The organism is Nostoc sp. DSM 114159 (assembly GCF_053470285.1).
The window spans coordinates 4,397,042-4,412,462 of sequence record NZ_JBPFEH010000001.1 but is presented as its reverse complement, the minus strand read 5'-3'; the positions used below and the strand labels follow the sequence as shown (position 1 = coordinate 4,412,462).

The window sequence follows — 15,421 nt, the reverse complement described above, 5'->3', positions numbered from 1 at the left end:
TATGATTCGGATTTTATTAGTTGACGATCAGCATCTTATTCGCCAGGGACTTAAGAGTATGCTTGAGTCCAATGCCCAGATGCAGGTAATCGGTGAGGCGGAGAATGGGCAACGGGCACTCGAACAGGTTGCCGCACTGAAACCCGATATTGTACTAATGGATATTCGGATGCCCGTAATGGATGGAGTTGCTACCACAAAAGCGATCGCTCAACAATATCCTGAAATTAAAGTTCTCGTCCTCACCACCTTCGATGATGATGAGTATGTTTTCCAGGCGATGCGGCTGGGTGCAAAAGGCTATTTGCTCAAAGACACCGAACCAGATGAATTAATGTTAGCAATTCGATCCGTCTACAAAGGACAAACCCTACTCGGGCCGGGATTGTTTGAGAAAGCACTCACGCCAGCTACCACACCTGTCACGTCTGTGCAACCCCCTCCAGAATTAGCACAACTCACGGCCAGAGAATTAGATGTATTGCGGTTAATTGCTAGTGGAGCTAATAACCGAGAAATTGCCGAATCGCTGTTTCTTTCAGAAAACACTGTTAAGAATTATGTTACTAATATTCTCAGTCGCTTGAGTTTACGCGATCGCACTCAAGCCGCTTTGTTTGCCCATTCGTTGTTTAGTGGACTGAAGTAGAGTAGACCTCTTGGGGAAAAGGGTAAAGGTTAAAGGGGAAGGGGACTTTTGCAGAGCCTTTTCCCCTTGCCCCTTCTCCTTTTCCCGACTTATGCAAAAAGTCTAGTAGTCTGCCAACCCAAAAATGCTGAGTGAGGGCTGGGGAAAGGGGAAGGTGGGGCCCCCACGAAGTGGGGATAAGGGGCAGGGGTAAAGGGTAAGGGATTTAAAACCTTTCCCCTTTCCCCTTTCCCCTTAAAAGAGCCAAGTTCACTTGGCGAACTACTAGTCTACTTGGGCAAGAAGTCAATAGACTTCTTGGCATTTGTAGGGAATTGGGTTTGGGGAAAAGGGGAAAGGAACAATAAAAAACATCAGTTCCTTTTCCCGCAAGAGTGCAAAAATGACTTTTGCAAGAAGTCAATGCACATTGTGTCTTAATACACAACAACTGAATATAGATATTTTGACATACTCTTTCAGCGATAATTCTTGTTATACAGCAGCCTACAGGGAGAACTAAATATGACATCTCCAGAAACGGTTACATGGCTACAAGAACGCACAAGTTTAGGAATTCTCTCGCCTGAAGTATTAAATGCGATCGCTCAAGTAATTGAAGAACGAGTTGTACCCGGCGAAACTGACTTAGTTAGTGAAGGCAATTCTCCAGAAGCCCTTTATATTCTTGTAGAAGGTCAACTCGAAAGCAATAGTACCAATCAAAACAACCCAGCTTTAGCTTGTGGATTTCTCCCCGGTGCAGTGATTGAACTCAAAGAATTGCTGTTGGATGAATCAACTCCATTCACAATTACGACAGTAACCGAATGTCACTTGTGGGTTGTACCTGCTGCTAAATTTCGGGAATTAGTCACTCAATACCCGGAAATTGCTCAGGCTTTTTCGCGTCAATTGGCTCAAGAATTAGCTCAGGTAACATCTGCACTTGGCTATGAACAAGAACGTTCTATTGCCTTGCGTCCATATTTAGTCACCAAAGCACAACGCGGAATTGTTGGTACAAGTCGCTATGCTGTGCGGTTGCGGGAGCAAATTCGAGAAGCAGCTGGCGATCGCAAATCAGTAGATATTTTCGGAGAACCAGGGTTAGAAAAAGACAATATAGCAGCTCTTATCCACTTTGGTTCTCCGAAACGGCGAGAACCAATTATTAAACTAAATTGTGGTATTCTCCAAACTAGCGGTGCAGATTTATTTGGTCGTGCTGGCGGCAAACCAGGGCTGTTGGAATGGTTGGGAGAAGGTACTCTAGTTCTCAACAATATCCAAGAATTGCCCGAAGAATTATTACCTGCGGTGACGGAGTTGCTCAAAACTGGTAAATATACCCCCGTCAGTCGTTCTGGAGATTCAACACCCAAACCTCGTCCCAGTCAAGCCAGAATTCTGATTGTTTCAGAAAAAACTCAGCCGACAGTTGAACGTTCTGTTGGTCACATTATTAAAGTACCACCGCTACGGGTGCGGAAAGCTGATATTCAGACACAGGTAGAATATTATACCAGTCTTTATACACGCTCTCGAGGGATTTCTAAACCGCACATTACCCCAGAAGCTTTGCGTCGCCTCCAGTCTTATGATTTTCCTGGCAATCTCAGGGAATTGAAAAATCTGGTAGAAAGAGCGATTGTCCAAGCTGAGGGTGCAAATGAATTAACAGAAGAAATTTTCTGGCCCGCCGAAACTAAGAAAAAACGATTTCGGGTAAATTTGTTAAATGCCTATCCTGATTTGCGGCGGTTTTTACGTAGTGATTGGTGGCCCGATCGCATTAATTATGGTTTTACTGCAACGGCTTTTGCGATTATTGTGGCAATATTATTTATTGGGCCGCAAACCCGCGATCGCAATTTCGTCTTAAATCTATTTTGGGCTTGGTGGTGGCCTTTCTTCTTATTTCTCTTTCCCTTTTTAGGACGTATCTGGTGTTCTGTTTGTCCCTTCATGATTTATGGAGAAATCACCCAAAAGCTCTCTTTATGGCTGTGGCCTCGAAAACTCAAACGCTGGCCGAGAGAACAAGCTGAAAAATGGGGCGGATGGTTCCTCTTTGGTTTATTTACCCTAATTTTCTTATGGGAAGAACTCTGGCATTTAGAAAATACAGCTTACCTCAGCGCTTGTTTGCTGCTATTAATTACTGCTGGGGCAATGATTTTCTCGGCTATTTTTGAGCGGCGGTTTTGGTGTCGCTATCTCTGTCCCATCGGCGGGATGAATGGTTTATTTGCCAAACTCTCAATGACCGAACTCCGGGCACAGCAAGGGATATGTTCTGCCAGTTGCACCACTTATCAGTGTTATAAAGGCGGGCCGCAAAAGGGCGAAGGTATGGAAACGAATGGATGTCCTTTATACTCACATCCAGCCCAATTAGAAGATAACCGAGATTGCGTACTGTGCATGACTTGCCTGAAAGCTTGTCCCCATCGCTCTGTTGAGTTCAACTTACGTCCCCCTGGAATTGAACTGTGGACAACTCATGTACCCCGTACTTATGAAGTAGCATTATTGTTATTGCTGTTAGGTGGTATATATTTACATCGCTTGCCAGAATTGCAATCTTGGTTAGGCTTACAACTGGATTTAACTGATTTTTGGCAGCACTTGGGATTATCGCTGCTAGTGTTAATTATTCCCGCCGTTCTTATCTTTGGGGCTTATAGCTTGCTCCAACTGTTCAACGCTAACCGTAAGCCTCGAAAATTTATAGAGCTTGCATATAGCTATCTCCCATTAGTTTTAGGAGGAAACTTAGCTCACTATCTACGTTTAGGCTTAAGCGAAGGCGGGCGGATTTTACCTGTTACCTTTGCTACTTTTGGTTTGAGTGGCGAACCATTGCCAATATTAGTTGCTCACCCGGCCGTGATTGAGTTTTTGCAAGGTGCAACAATAATTTTCTCCGTGTTACTGACTATGTTTTTAACGCAAAAAATTGCCAAGCAACCAGCGCGATCGCTCATACTGCAACACCTAACAGCGATCGCTTTGGGAGTTAGTATGTGGGCAATTATCGTCTTTTGAGCTTTATACCATTTCACGAAATGCTAGATACAAATGATAAGTCTCTAACTCTCCCCCTGCTCCCACTTCGGCTACGCTCAGTGACCACCTGCTCCCCTGCACCCTGGGCTAGGTGGAAAATGTCAGTTAAGAACATTCTTCCCTACGAACGTGATAGAAAATACTTATATGATTTATGATTTTTGACTCATAGTGTAAGGATTACAGATAATGCACGTTATAAAAAAACCCATCAAACCAGCAACTTATATATCATTCCTCCACATTTACCAAACGACTTGGGGGACTGCTGGTGATATTTGTTTAATCCGTGAATCTGTAGCTAATGATAGTACATCGAAGTTTATCGGGCACAAAATCCAACTAGTAGTTCCAAGAGGATTGGAGCGCGATCGCATCGCCAACTGTCCAATAATTAAAGTTGCAGGTAATGTTGGCGACGGACATCCTAAAGAGCATCCGTTGGAATGGGAGGCTTATGAAGGTGTAAGTGAAGAAATAGCTTTAGCGGCTCTCAAACCTTGGGGCTTCAAGTTAATTGAACTCTAATGTAGCAAACCAGGCTTCTAAATCCGCGATCGCTTGAAAATCTAACAATGCTTCACCAAGATTTTCTAATTGTTCTAAAGAGAGATTTTCAATCCGGTTTAGCATCTCTTGGGGTAATTCTCCCACCCGTCGAGTAAGTTGACGGAGAATGAGCAATTGCCCTTCTGTCTTTCGCCCTTCTTCTCGTCCTTGTTCCCGTCCTCGTTGTTCGCCTTCAGCGAGAATTTCTTGATAAATCACTGACTCGCGCATCATACCCTCCCGAAATAATTGTCGAATCAAATCTTGATTGTATTTTAACCCCGCTAAGATTTGGGTATAAGCGGAAATTTCTGGTCGTTGTCTTGGCTCAAGTTGACTAACTTTTCTCACAACTTGTTGCAACAATCCTTGAGGTTGCGTGGTTGCGGTCAGTGGTGCTAATGGTAACAAAGCTGGGTCATTGAGGAATAGTTCAGGATTTTCTTCCCATAAGCGAATCACGCGATATTCATGACGGGTAGTTTCGACACAGAAGACAGTTTCAATTACTGTTCCCGGTGCAGGGGGAAGCAGTAATACGACAACTTGCGTTATTGGTAGACGATATAAACGATACAAGCGTACCCAATAATCTAGCATCCGCAGGGGTAGGGGTGGTGTAGATTCTAGTTTGGTTTGAAATTCCAGGTGGAGAATGCGTCCTTGTAGCTGTAAAAATGTGACATAATCAGCGCGAATTGGTTCGATGCTCAATTCGGTTTTGAGAACTGTGACGGAAGTTTGCGGTGTTCCTAATACCCAACTGGCAAAGGTAGCAGGATGTTTTTCGGATAGTAGTTTGCAGAGGTTATCAAAAGACATTAGCGATCGCCAACAATCAAATGAAGTATTGTTATTATCTCGTGGAGTACAACTCAACCTGAATAATGTTGTTGTAATTCTGGATAGCATTTATTACGCAGGTCAATCAGAATTTGCACAGTGGCGATTTTTAAGCTATTTCCTGGGTGGCGGCACTGATGAAGTCAAAACACTGCTCACATGGCTGGGTTTTCCTGACACTAAAACAATTCCTGTTTCATTAACCCACGATCGCGGTGATAAAACTCTCAAAATATTTGCCCAAGCTTGGGAACCTAGTCAAGGTTTTGTACGATTACGGGAAGACTTAGCAAAACAAATTGCTGTAGTTGCGAGAAAAGTCTCTTGGCAACCACAAGATATTGTTATTTTAGAAACTCACTACAACAACCTCAAAAACGCCGGCTCCACCGAAGCTGATTCACTGCAATCAGTAATAGTTAACCTCAAAAGGTGGCAGTGGTTGTTCAACGCCAGAACAACTATTTTGATTCACGCTGCCTTTTGGCTTGTCCTCATCTTCGCTTATCCCAAATTTCCCCAAGTTCAAGCCATCTTCTTCTGGAATCCTTGGGTGAGGCGCATTCTCGGTGTCGGCTACGTCGGCTTAATTCTCACCTGGGTTCCCTTTTTCCGCGAAAAGTTATTTGAACCCTTCAAGCCTTCTCTACTAGCCGATGCCGGGTTAGATAATTTTAACCCCGAAGCTTACTTCCCAAATTCTAAAGTGAAAGTTCCCGGTGTAGATGAACCCGTACCAATTACCCAAGTGCTACCTAGCATCAAAGGACAAGTCATCTTGGAAGGTGATTCTGGCTTGGGTAAGTCAATGTATCTGCGCTATTTGGTCAAAACTTCTGGGCGGCTTGTGGTTTATCTACCTGCACACAAGTGTGACAAAGGGGTAATTGAGGCAATTCAAGCCAAGCTGCACGGACAAGCACAAGATGCTGATTTTCTCAAGAATTTAATTTACAGTGGCGCATTAGATATTTGCATTGACGGACTCAATGAAGTTACCGCCGACACCAGAGCAAAAATCTGTCAGTTTGCCGAAAGCTATTTCCGGGGTAACATCATCATGACCACCCAACCCCTAGAGTGGACACCACCCTCAACAGCCAAAATATATAAATTGCTGCCCCTTGAAGAACCACAAATTCAGCAATTTCTGATTTCCCGTCAGCCACGACTGCCCAAAAATGCCAAAGTTCAAGGTACTAATTATGAGCAAGCCACTGCTAGTTTTTTAACCAAAGCCCTCAGTAATCAGCAATCACCACAAGAATTAAGCGCGATTGAGAAGGTTCTCTCTAATCCAATGGATTTAACTGTGGTAGCCCTGATGCTATCCCAAGGCGAATACCCCGATTTGTTTCACTTGCAACAACATCAATATAATTTGATGGCAGCAGAATACTTGCAAGACTGGAACCAGGAATTTCCGCTGAAAAAATTCTCTGATGCTGTCTATCAAATGCGGTTGAATGATGAACAGGCGTTACCTGCGGATGAATTTTACCAGGTATTACAGTCTTTGTCAGACGACAAATATAAAATGGTTGTCAGCCGTCAGTGGCAAGACGAAAAAGGCGAAGCCAAGAGAGAATGGTACTTCCGCCACGATAAGATTATGGATTTCTTTTTGGTGCAGAACTTTCTCGGCGAGAGTGAGGAAGCTAAAAACCGTCTCCTTGACCACATGGACGACCCTCGTTTTCGTGGTGTCTACTTTTTGCTAGCAACCTTACTCCCGTTAGATGCAGCCACAGAACTGAAGGAAAAATTAGTTCAATACGCTGCCGATACCAAAGACCATACTGTGAGTGATACCTTTGTGCAATTGTTGCGGCCAAGGACGTGAGATTAATTCGTAATTCGTAATGGGCTACGCCCCGCTACGCTAACGTAATTCGTAATTTAAGAAAGAGACTTATAGTCTGAGGCGAAATTTTTGATTTAATTCAAATGAGCCTTTTATCTCCATTAATGAGCCTTTTATCTCCATTAATGAACCTTTTAGCTCCATTAATGAGCCTTTTATCTCCATTAATGAGCCTTTGAACTCCATTAATGAGCCTTTTAGCTCCATTAATGAGCCTTTGAACTCCATTAATGAGCCTTTTAGCTCCATTAATGAACCTCTGAACTCCATTAATGAGCCTTTTAGCTCCATTAATGAACCTCTGAACTCCATTAATGAGTCTAGACTAAGAGGTTGTTTGAAAAGTGGTTGGCTGTGATTTTAGGCACTTATTGATCCCCCCAACCCCCCTTAAAAAGGGGGGCAAAACCTTTCAAAGTCCCCCAATTTATCGGGGGATTTAGGGGGATCTAGAACGTTTTGCTACCAAGAAGAGGACTTTTCAAACATCCTCTAAGGGTAAATTCTTAATTTAATAAAAATCTGACCTTTCACATCATGTAGAAAAGCTAACGCTAAACCTAATCCCTGAGCAAGCTTCATTAACTAGGGAATAGAAGCGAGGTTTTCTAAATAAGAGTGAAAAGTCAGATATTGGAATGACTGGAATAAAGAGATTGTGTCTGTCCTACTGCCAAGTAGAATCAATGCTCAGTTCACTTGGAACTAAGATTAATACGTAGGCACAATGATTCGACGTTCCCAGCCGCGATCGCGCTCATAGCGACGGTTATTATCAATGTTGCGAAGGTTATTTTCGCGCTCATATCGGCGATTATTTTCGCGTTCATAACGACGGTAATTATCGCGCTCATAACGGCGATTATTTTCGCGCTGATAACGACGGTAATTATCGCGTTCATAACGGCGATTATTTTCGCGTTCATATCGGCGATTATTTTCGCGTTCATAACGGCGATTACGATCGCGCTCATAGCGACGGTTATTGTCGCGATCGTATTGGCGATCGTCACGAATATTCCAAAGGTCGTTCTGGCGGTCATAGTCATCATTTCTATAGTGACGACTATGAAGTTCGTAGTTACCTTCATCGTTGCGTTGATAGCTGTAGTTATCTAACTCAGCAAGATAAGATGCTGGTGTATTAGCATCAGCTTTTGGAGAAATAGCCAAAGCTGAAGCAGATGCTATCAAACCGGCGAGCAAAATAGAGGTAAAGCGGTTCATGATGTGAGTCAAAAATTGTTGACAGTAATTTATGCAAGTCCAGTCTGTTTAGGAAGAGCAGATTCCACAAGTCTTTAAATTAATCCTAACAGTATTGAATAACTCGAAAAGTTTTCTTAAGTGCGGCAATCGATAAAAGTTTTGTTGTCTGTGATACTTTCTGACCTGCAAATTCTAGTGAAAAGTTAAAATTAAAATGATTTTTTGAACTGGATGAATCCACCTTTGAACTCCGTTAATGAGTATTCAAAACTCATGAATTCACCTGATTAATATTGTCAGTAGGTTTAAATCAATTTATGCAGAAAGTTTACAGGTTACTGCAAAATTAGGGTTTCAGCCTGCAAGTAGAACGCGATAGCACCTTTGCCAAAACCTAAGTAGGCAGACATAATTAAACGTGAGTTCGACATACCTCTCCCTCCCAGCCTCCCTCTCCTTTTAGGCTACGGTGTACACACAAGTCCAAGTAAAGTAATAAGGGAAGGAGTTGTGGGGAGAAAAAGGTGATGGAAAATCCAATCAAAAGACACGCGCAAGCAGTTGAGGGAAAAGCATTTGGAGACCCGCGACTCTCTAAAAGGGGGCAGCATTGTACGAAGCTTTGGGAAAAAATCAATCAGTGAGCATTCGCCAAATAAGTAAAAATAGAGCCGAACAAGTAGGATACTATCGGTTTTTGGAGAATGAGAATGTGACAGTAGGGGAATTAGTGCGAAGCCTATCAGACGAATGCGTAACTCATGTAGAAGGAAAGCATATATTAGCTATCAGTGATACAAGCGAAATTAACTTGCAGTCTCATGTAGGCAGGTTGAAAGCAAAGGGTGTCGGTGTAGTCGGAAACAACACGGATGTAGGATTTTATATTCATCCAACACTAGTATTAGATGCAGCAAATGGATTTCCCTTGGGGATAAGTACAGTACAACTGTGGACGAGAGATATTAACCATCAGGATAAGCATGAGCGCAATTACAGCCGATTACCAATAGAAAAGAAAGAATCATACAAGTGGCTACGTTCTGCCGAAGAAACGCAAAGATGTTTAACTATTGGCAATGCCAAAATAGTGACTCACATCGCCGACCGCGAAAGCGATATGTATGAGGAATTTGCTACAGTCCCAAATCAAGACAATCATGTGTTGGTGAGAGCGCGCATTGACCGTCGCCTTGTGGGAAAAACCCAATCACTTTATACATACTTAAATGAACAGCCCAGTGAGGGTACTTATACAGTCAATGTGCCGTCAGATGCACGCCAAAGTAGAACAGCAAGGGAGGCATTATTAATTGTTCGCCGTGCGGTAGTGAAAATTCAACGTCCAGATAAGTTGAATGGGCAAGATTATCCCCCTAGTGTGACACTTTACGCAGTGGAAGCAGTTGAAGTCAACCCACCATCAGGTCAAGCACCGATTCATTGGCGATTACTCACTACCCACCAAGTCGTTTGTTTAGAACAAGCACTACAGGTGATTCGATGGTACACATGGCGATGGCGAATTGAACAACTGTTTGCCACACTCAAAACTGCCGGATTAAATCTCGAAGCCACCCAATTAGAGTCGGTTACCGCCATTCAACGATTAACTATATTAGCCTTGTCTGTTGCTGTGCGAATTTTACAACTGATTGGTGGACGGGATCATCCTGATTTACCGGCAAATATTGCTTTTTCTCATGAGCAACAGCAATATTTATCTACTATTGCTCCTACTTTAGAAGGTAAAACTCGACTGCAACAAAATCCCTATCCTCCTTCAACTCTTGCTTGGGCGACTTGGATTATCGCTCGGCTTGGTGGTTGGTCTGGTTACAAATCCCAAAAACCTCCCGGTATTACTACTTTGAGCCGCGGACTTGAGCAATTTGAATCCACCTTTTTTGGCTGGAAGCTCGCTCTGGGCAAACTTGTGTGTACACCATAGCCTGGTAGGAGAGGGGCTGGGGGAGAGGTCAAAATCGCACTCGTCGAACTCACGTTAATTAAATATAAAATAAACTCCGAGTTTGTAGCGAGCGATTTATCGCTCAGAGCAAGGATTATCAGGACTAAAGTCCTTACTACAAACAATAAATTTATTTATGCCTAGATACTTACCACCTAGCCAATGATTTGAATCTAATAGACAAAACGCACACCAATTATAATTAGTGTGCGTCTTTGGTTATATTTTAGAAATTCTCGAACTTAGCGATCGCATCCTTCATTTTATCTACCACCTCATCGACAGGGATAACTCCTAATTCTCCAGAGGCGCGGGTACGGATACTCAAGGTATTAGTTTCCACTTCCTTAGCTCCTACCACTGCCATCACGGGTATTTTTTCTTTCTCTGCATTGCGAATCTGTTTACCCAAGCGATCGCCACTGGTATCAACTTCTGCACGGATGCCCAAGGCTCTCATTTTCGCTACCACATCTTTAGCAAAGTCTAGCTGTGTATCGCCCACTGGTAGTAATCTAGCTTGCACTGGCGCTAACCACAAAGGAAAATCACCTGCATATTCTTCAATTAAGATCCCAATCAACCGTTCCAGCGAACCAAAAGGCGCACGGTGAATCATCACTGGGCGTTTGCGAACACCATCTTCAGCGACGTATTCCAAATCAAAGCGTTCTGGCAAGTTGTAATCTACTTGTACAGTTCCTAATTGCCACTCCCGTTCTAGGGCATCACTAAAGATAAAGTCGAGTTTAGGCCCATAAAAAGCTGCTTCTCCAATACCTTCAAAGTGTTCCATCCCCAAGGTTTCAACTGCACGGCGAATTGCACCTTCGGCTTTGTCCCAAACTTCATCTGAACCGATGTACTTATCACTAGCAGGATCGCGGAAACTCAGTCTAGCTTTAAAGTTCTTCAGTTGCAGCTTATTGAACACCGACAAAATCAAATCCACTACACTAAGGAATTCACTATCGAGTTGTTCTGGGGTAACGAACAGGTGAGAATCATCTACAGTAAAGCCGCGCACCCGCGTTAAACCGCCCAATTCCCCTGATTGTTCGTAGCGGTAAACAGTGCCAAATTCCGCCAGTCGCATCGGCAATTCCCGATAAGAACGTAACTCACTTTTATATATTTGGATATGGAAGGGGCAGTTCATCGGCTTCATAACGAAGCCTTGTTCCTGTGCAGCAGCTTCTTGATCGTCCGCCATTAAGGGGAACATATCTTCTTTATATTTCTGCCAATGTCCAGAGGTTTTAAATAAATCTACTCTGGCAATATGAGGTGTTACTACAGATAAATAACCCCGTTTTACCTGTTCTTGCTTGAGGAAGTCTTCTAAAGTACTGCGTAACAGAGTGCCTTTGGGTGTCCACAAAGGTAAACCCGGCCCCACTAGATCGGAAAATACAAATAATCCCAGTTCCTTACCCAGTTTTCGGTGATCTCGCCGTAGCGCTTCTTCTTTGCGTCGCTTATATTCAGCGAGTTGTTCTGGACTTTCCCAAGCGGTGGCGTAGATGCGTTGTAATTGGGCTTTAGTTTCATCTCCACGCCAATAAGCGCCAGCAACGCTTTCTAGTTCAATTGCTTTCGGGTTTAATTCACTGGTATTTTCCAAATGAGGCCCTGCACACAAATCCCACCATTCATTCCCCAGGTGGTAAATTGTGATTGGTTCGTTTTTGATATCTGCCAGGATTTCTAGCTTGTAAGGTTCCTTAATTTCCTGAATCCGGCGTTCGGCTTCTTCGCGGCTGACTTCTTCCCGAATTACTGGCAATTTGCGATTGATAATCTTCGCCATTTCTTTCTTGATGGCTTTGAGATCGTTTTCGCTAAATGGTTCTGGACTGTCGAAATCATAGTAAAAACCATTTTCTATCCAAGGGCCGATTGTAACTTGCGCCTTGGGAAACAGCTTTTGTACCGCCATTGCCATAACATGGGAAGCAGTGTGGCGAATCTTTTTTAAGTTCTCCGATTCGCTGGTACGCGGTAAATAGATTTTTTCAACTTGTTCTAACTGTTGTGACTGATTTGATGAATTTGGCGACATTGGCTGCTGAACCGTTGGCGAGGTGATTACAAAAGGTGATTTATCTGAATCTGTAAGCTTATTCAACTATAACGACTTTGGTTAAGTAGTCATTTGTCATTTGTCATTGGTTATTGGTATTCAACTATAACGACTTTGGTTAAGTAGTCATTTGTCATTTGTCACTTGTACTGAGCGTAGTCGAAGTATTTGTCATTTGTCATTGGTTATTGGTGCATACCCCATCCCTTGCAATGCCATGAGCAGTTCAACAAAGCTCACCGTAAACTTACTTTGATGGTGGACAGAAAAACTTTTTCTTGCATCGGAGTAATTCAAACTATGTTACAGAGTGGGCGTGCTTTCTCTTAGACTAATGACTAATAACTAATGACTTTGTGTAGCGGTTTGATTCTGATACCATTTCACAAAATACTTGATACAAATGATTCGTCTTTAATTCTTTCCCCCTGCTTTCTGCCTCCTGCTCCCTGCCGTCTATTTGTATCACTTTTAAAGTGAAACGGTATGAGTCCTGAATTTTGACTCGTGAATTCTTCAATCCAAAAATAAAGATAAATTTTTGATTTGTTACCTGAATGTCAAATTCAGGATTGCCCGCGTAGGCGTAGCCCGTCGTAGACATCGCGAAATTATCTTATGAATTACAACTCGATGTCATATATACCTATAGATGCCTGTCCAAAGGCACTGTACAAACCAGATATCAAGACTATATAATAAATTTTGTGTTCTTTGTTACAAAATTTTACATCAAGAAATTATGAGAGAAATCTAAAAAGTATTAAGAAACGTAAATAACGTTAATATTAGTAAGCAAGTTTGAAATATTCCTCTTATTTATGTCAGACTCAAATTTACCAGGGACTGAGTTGTTGAAAACGGTTTTAGATCCGCTGCTGGAAGATTTTCAGCATTGGTTTACGCGATCGCGCCATTTACTCGAAACTGAGGAACTCTCATTTATGAGTCATCAAGAGCAATCTGACTTGCTCTTGCGGGTTAAGCAAGCCCAGGATGAACTAAATACGGCGAAGATGCTATTTAATGCAACTGATAAACAAGTCGGAATTGATATGGCAACTTTAATGCCTTGGCATGAATTAGTAACAGAATGCTGGAATGTCGCAATGCGCTTTCGTCAAGGACGTGAAGTCTAAGCGCTAAATTTCGGCAGACAACTTAGCGATGTCTCAAGACTTACCAAGAAAGCGTCTACGCAAGATGGTAAATCAGTCGTTAAAAAGATAGTAGAAAATTCTTAACAATTTCTTAACATTAACTGGATTAGCAAAATAATGTATCCTATGCTACCGTAAGTGGAATAACGGTTGACAAATAGCTCCATATAAGTGTAAGCGCCTGAAAAGTGCGTAGAATATTCGTCTTAACTGTGAGTACAGTATCGGCGAAACAAAGCGTTACAAAATAAAGTTTTAAAAATTGCTGTTCTGGAGGAAAATCCAATGTTACATCTGCTTTACATTCTTGCTTTTACAATCCTTGCATTTATAGCTGTTGGCAACTTAATTCGTAACCTGATTATGTTCAGTTTCGATCGGGAGCGAACTTACCCGACGAATTCCTCGCCAATGAATAACCAAGGCAACTATGGTTATTATTCATCAAAAAAACAGTTTGTACCCCATCCAGAGTTATTAGATAGCGCTGGAAATTTAATTAAAGAGCCACTTTTGGTAATGCGTTCGATTAACGTTGAAGATGCGCGTCAACATCTTGATGCACTTTACGAAGCATCCCCAGGACATAAAAGAGATAATTCCGAAGAAGCATAATGTAGAGACGCGATTAATCGCGTCTGTTAGCAATTTGGGTGTAAATGATTGTTGTTTTTACATCCTTAATTTTTTTTAGTAGAAATTTATTAGTATCCTGAAATTTGAGGCGATCGCATCGTCAGGCTGGTAAGTTAACAGTTTTTAGAACAAATCGTATTGACAACGTAAATACATCTTGCCTAGACTATGAGGTGTGGATGTTTTTTTTGTGCTTAATGGTGTCACCTTCCTTTGGAACGAGGAGAAAGCATCTTCTGTACGTCGTCTACATTGAGCGTGAAAATGACATGATTCGGATCATCTCGGCTCGGAAAGCGACGCGTAAGGAACGTGAATACTATGAAAGCTGAAGTTTTAAAAAAGCGACTCGATAAAAATCGTCCAATGACGACAGTCACAATTCGCATTCCCGAAGATGTGATTGAGGATTTGAAGCGAGTAGCACCATTGTTAGGGTTTTCTGGTTATCAACCATTAGTTCGCGCTTACATCGGACAAAGACTCCGAGCCGATCTTGAGCGACTTGAGGGTGATACTGTTTCTACATTGATTGCCAGCTTGAAACGGCATGGTGTGAGTGATGAGATAATTCGTGAAGCACTCAGCGAAGCTACTAAGCGGTAGTTTTCAATTTTTCTGTCGCAATCAGCAGTTAAACAAGGCAAGGTTCTGGCACACCTTAAGATTTAGGTCTGAATTATAACTGTATGACATCTCATTTGAACAGATATAGGAAATATCTTGGAGCAGATAACAAATGGGAATAGAGGGAAACTTAAAACAAATATCCGCACCTTTTTTAGAGATAGCGAAACAAGATTTGTATGTGTTGGACTTGTATCTTCATGCAAAAGAAGCCCTAGAAACCGGAGCAGTTCAACATCTACCTACCTACTTAAAAAAAAAGGAATAAATGATAACTTGGACGCTCTTATTGCTGAAGAGCAATGGAAAATTGGAAGACTAGATATTGATTCATATTGGCACGCAATTCACTACTTGCTAACTGAGGACATATCTCCGTGGGAAGAATGTCAGATACCTTTTATTGTTGCCCGAAAAAAGGAAAACAACCGATTGCTAATCAATGCGGTGATGGGCAGAACCTCAATTGAAGGAACAAAACGTAGTTTCAAAGATTTCGGCCCTGTAAAATATCTTGTTCCCTCAGAAACTCAGCAAATCTCCGAAGCGCTGCTTCAAATTTCAGAAAAAGAGTTTGCTAAGAGATATGAAGAAGCTTGTGTGCTGAATCCAGATGTTTACAGAACATTATGGGATGAGGAAGTAGATGAATATTGGTATATCTTTCAGTGTATTTCAGATTACTACAGGATAGCTGCTGAAGAAACCAGAGGTATGCTGCTCTACCTCGGTTGTTTTTACGGGGTTGATTTCATGTGGGAAATGCAAGACTAATGCC

At 42.2% G+C, this 15,421-nt stretch carries 14 protein-coding genes and 1 pseudogene; 10 read left to right on the top strand and 5 right to left on the bottom strand.

Features of this window, described 5'->3' with window-relative positions:
- Position 1: 1 nt before the first annotated feature.
- The 3 genes from ACR5KR_RS18240 (at position 2) to ACR5KR_RS18230 (ending at position 4,228) form a co-directional block, all read left to right on the top strand.
- Positions 2-649: a response regulator transcription factor gene (locus tag ACR5KR_RS18240; protein ID WP_448267453.1), complete on the top strand. Its 648-nt coding sequence runs from the start codon at positions 2-4 to the stop codon at positions 647-649.
- Between the two features lie 504 nt (positions 650-1,153).
- Positions 1,154-3,679: a cyclic nucleotide-binding domain-containing protein gene (locus tag ACR5KR_RS18235; protein WP_448267452.1), complete on the top strand. Its 2,526-nt coding sequence runs from the start codon at positions 1,154-1,156 to the stop codon at positions 3,677-3,679.
- 210 nt (positions 3,680-3,889) lie between these two features.
- The gene (locus tag ACR5KR_RS18230; protein WP_445631121.1) at positions 3,890-4,228 is read left to right on the top strand and encodes a hypothetical protein; all 339 of its coding nucleotides are present in this window, start codon (positions 3,890-3,892) and stop codon (positions 4,226-4,228) included.
- Here the strand turns inward: ACR5KR_RS18230 and ACR5KR_RS18225 are convergent.
- The gene (locus ACR5KR_RS18225; protein ID WP_448267450.1) at positions 4,214-5,071 is read right to left on the bottom strand and encodes an Rpn family recombination-promoting nuclease/putative transposase; all 858 of its coding nucleotides are present in this window, start codon (positions 5,069-5,071) and stop codon (positions 4,214-4,216) included. The genes ACR5KR_RS18230 and ACR5KR_RS18225 overlap by 15 nt on opposite strands.
- A 49-nt stretch (positions 5,072-5,120) precedes the next feature.
- Here ACR5KR_RS18225 and ACR5KR_RS18220 point away from each other — a divergent pair.
- Positions 5,121-6,935, top strand: a pseudogene (locus ACR5KR_RS18220) (NACHT domain-containing protein); the annotation flags it as partial.
- Between the two features lie 69 nt (positions 6,936-7,004).
- On the opposite strand, the gene ACR5KR_RS18215 reads toward ACR5KR_RS18220, so the two are convergent.
- The gene (locus tag ACR5KR_RS18215) at positions 7,005-7,247 is read right to left on the bottom strand and encodes a hypothetical protein (protein WP_448267449.1); all 243 of its coding nucleotides are present in this window, start codon (positions 7,245-7,247) and stop codon (positions 7,005-7,007) included.
- Positions 7,248-7,667: 420 nt separating this feature from the next.
- Entirely contained in the window at positions 7,668-8,183 is a 516-nt protein-coding gene (locus ACR5KR_RS18210) for a hypothetical protein (protein WP_448267448.1), read from the bottom strand.
- A gap of 604 nt (positions 8,184-8,787) precedes the next feature.
- On the opposite strand from ACR5KR_RS18210, the gene ACR5KR_RS18205 reads away from it, so the two are divergent.
- Complete coding sequence (locus tag ACR5KR_RS18205; RefSeq protein ID WP_448270096.1) at positions 8,788-10,116, top strand: IS4 family transposase; 1,329 nt, start codon at positions 8,788-8,790, stop codon at positions 10,114-10,116.
- Positions 10,117-10,363: 247 nt separating this feature from the next.
- Here ACR5KR_RS18205 and thrS read toward each other — a convergent pair whose 3' ends face one another.
- Entirely contained in the window at positions 10,364-12,199 is a 1,836-nt protein-coding gene (thrS, locus tag ACR5KR_RS18200) for a threonine--tRNA ligase (protein ID WP_448270254.1), read from the bottom strand.
- Between the two features lie 352 nt (positions 12,200-12,551).
- Complete coding sequence (locus ACR5KR_RS18195; protein ID WP_448267447.1) at positions 12,552-12,824, bottom strand: hypothetical protein; 273 nt, start codon at positions 12,822-12,824, stop codon at positions 12,552-12,554.
- A gap of 217 nt (positions 12,825-13,041) precedes the next feature.
- Between ACR5KR_RS18195 and ACR5KR_RS18190 the strand changes: the two genes are divergently transcribed.
- The 5 genes from ACR5KR_RS18190 to ACR5KR_RS18170 all read left to right on the top strand — a co-directional run bounded on the left by ACR5KR_RS18190 (position 13,042) and on the right by ACR5KR_RS18170 (position 15,417).
- Entirely contained in the window at positions 13,042-13,359 is a 318-nt protein-coding gene (locus ACR5KR_RS18190) for a DUF2605 domain-containing protein (RefSeq protein ID WP_322698212.1), read from the top strand.
- Positions 13,360-13,665: 306 nt separating this feature from the next.
- Entirely contained in the window at positions 13,666-13,995 is a 330-nt protein-coding gene (locus tag ACR5KR_RS18185; protein ID WP_194045128.1) for a DUF2973 domain-containing protein, read from the top strand.
- A gap of 200 nt (positions 13,996-14,195) precedes the next feature.
- Entirely contained in the window at positions 14,196-14,348 is a 153-nt protein-coding gene (locus tag ACR5KR_RS18180; protein WP_448270252.1) for a BrnT family toxin, read from the top strand.
- Entirely contained in the window at positions 14,338-14,622 is a 285-nt protein-coding gene (locus ACR5KR_RS18175) for a hypothetical protein (RefSeq protein ID WP_448267446.1), read from the top strand. The genes ACR5KR_RS18180 and ACR5KR_RS18175 overlap by 11 nt, the downstream gene beginning before the upstream one ends.
- Positions 14,623-14,739: 117 nt before the next feature.
- Complete coding sequence (locus ACR5KR_RS18170) at positions 14,740-15,417, top strand: DUF1877 family protein (protein ID WP_445631127.1); 678 nt, start codon at positions 14,740-14,742, stop codon at positions 15,415-15,417.
- Positions 15,418-15,421: the final 4 nt, after the last annotated feature.

Coding starts and splice junctions, on each gene's coding strand:
- ACR5KR_RS18240 (WP_448267453.1), top strand. CDS start 2: ATGATTCGGATTTTATTAGTTGACGATCAGCATCTTATTCGCCAGGGA.
- ACR5KR_RS18235 (WP_448267452.1), top strand. CDS start 1,154: ATGACATCTCCAGAAACGGTTACATGGCTACAAGAACGCACAAGTTTA.
- ACR5KR_RS18230 (WP_445631121.1), top strand. CDS start 3,890: ATGCACGTTATAAAAAAACCCATCAAACCAGCAACTTATATATCATTC.
- ACR5KR_RS18225 (WP_448267450.1), bottom strand. CDS start 5,071: ATGTCTTTTGATAACCTCTGCAAACTACTATCCGAAAAACATCCTGCT.
- ACR5KR_RS18215 (WP_448267449.1), bottom strand. CDS start 7,247: ATGGAGCTAAAAGGCTCATTAATGGAGTTCAGAGGTTCATTAATGGAG.
- ACR5KR_RS18210 (WP_448267448.1), bottom strand. CDS start 8,183: ATGAACCGCTTTACCTCTATTTTGCTCGCCGGTTTGATAGCATCTGCT.
- thrS (WP_448270254.1), bottom strand. CDS start 12,199: ATGTCGCCAAATTCATCAAATCAGTCACAACAGTTAGAACAAGTTGAA.
- ACR5KR_RS18195 (WP_448267447.1), bottom strand. CDS start 12,824: ATGTCTACGACGGGCTACGCCTACGCGGGCAATCCTGAATTTGACATT.
- ACR5KR_RS18190 (WP_322698212.1), top strand. CDS start 13,042: ATGTCAGACTCAAATTTACCAGGGACTGAGTTGTTGAAAACGGTTTTA.
- ACR5KR_RS18185 (WP_194045128.1), top strand. CDS start 13,666: ATGTTACATCTGCTTTACATTCTTGCTTTTACAATCCTTGCATTTATA.
- ACR5KR_RS18180 (WP_448270252.1), top strand. CDS start 14,196: ATGTTTTTTTTGTGCTTAATGGTGTCACCTTCCTTTGGAACGAGGAGA.
- ACR5KR_RS18175 (WP_448267446.1), top strand. CDS start 14,338: ATGAAAGCTGAAGTTTTAAAAAAGCGACTCGATAAAAATCGTCCAATG.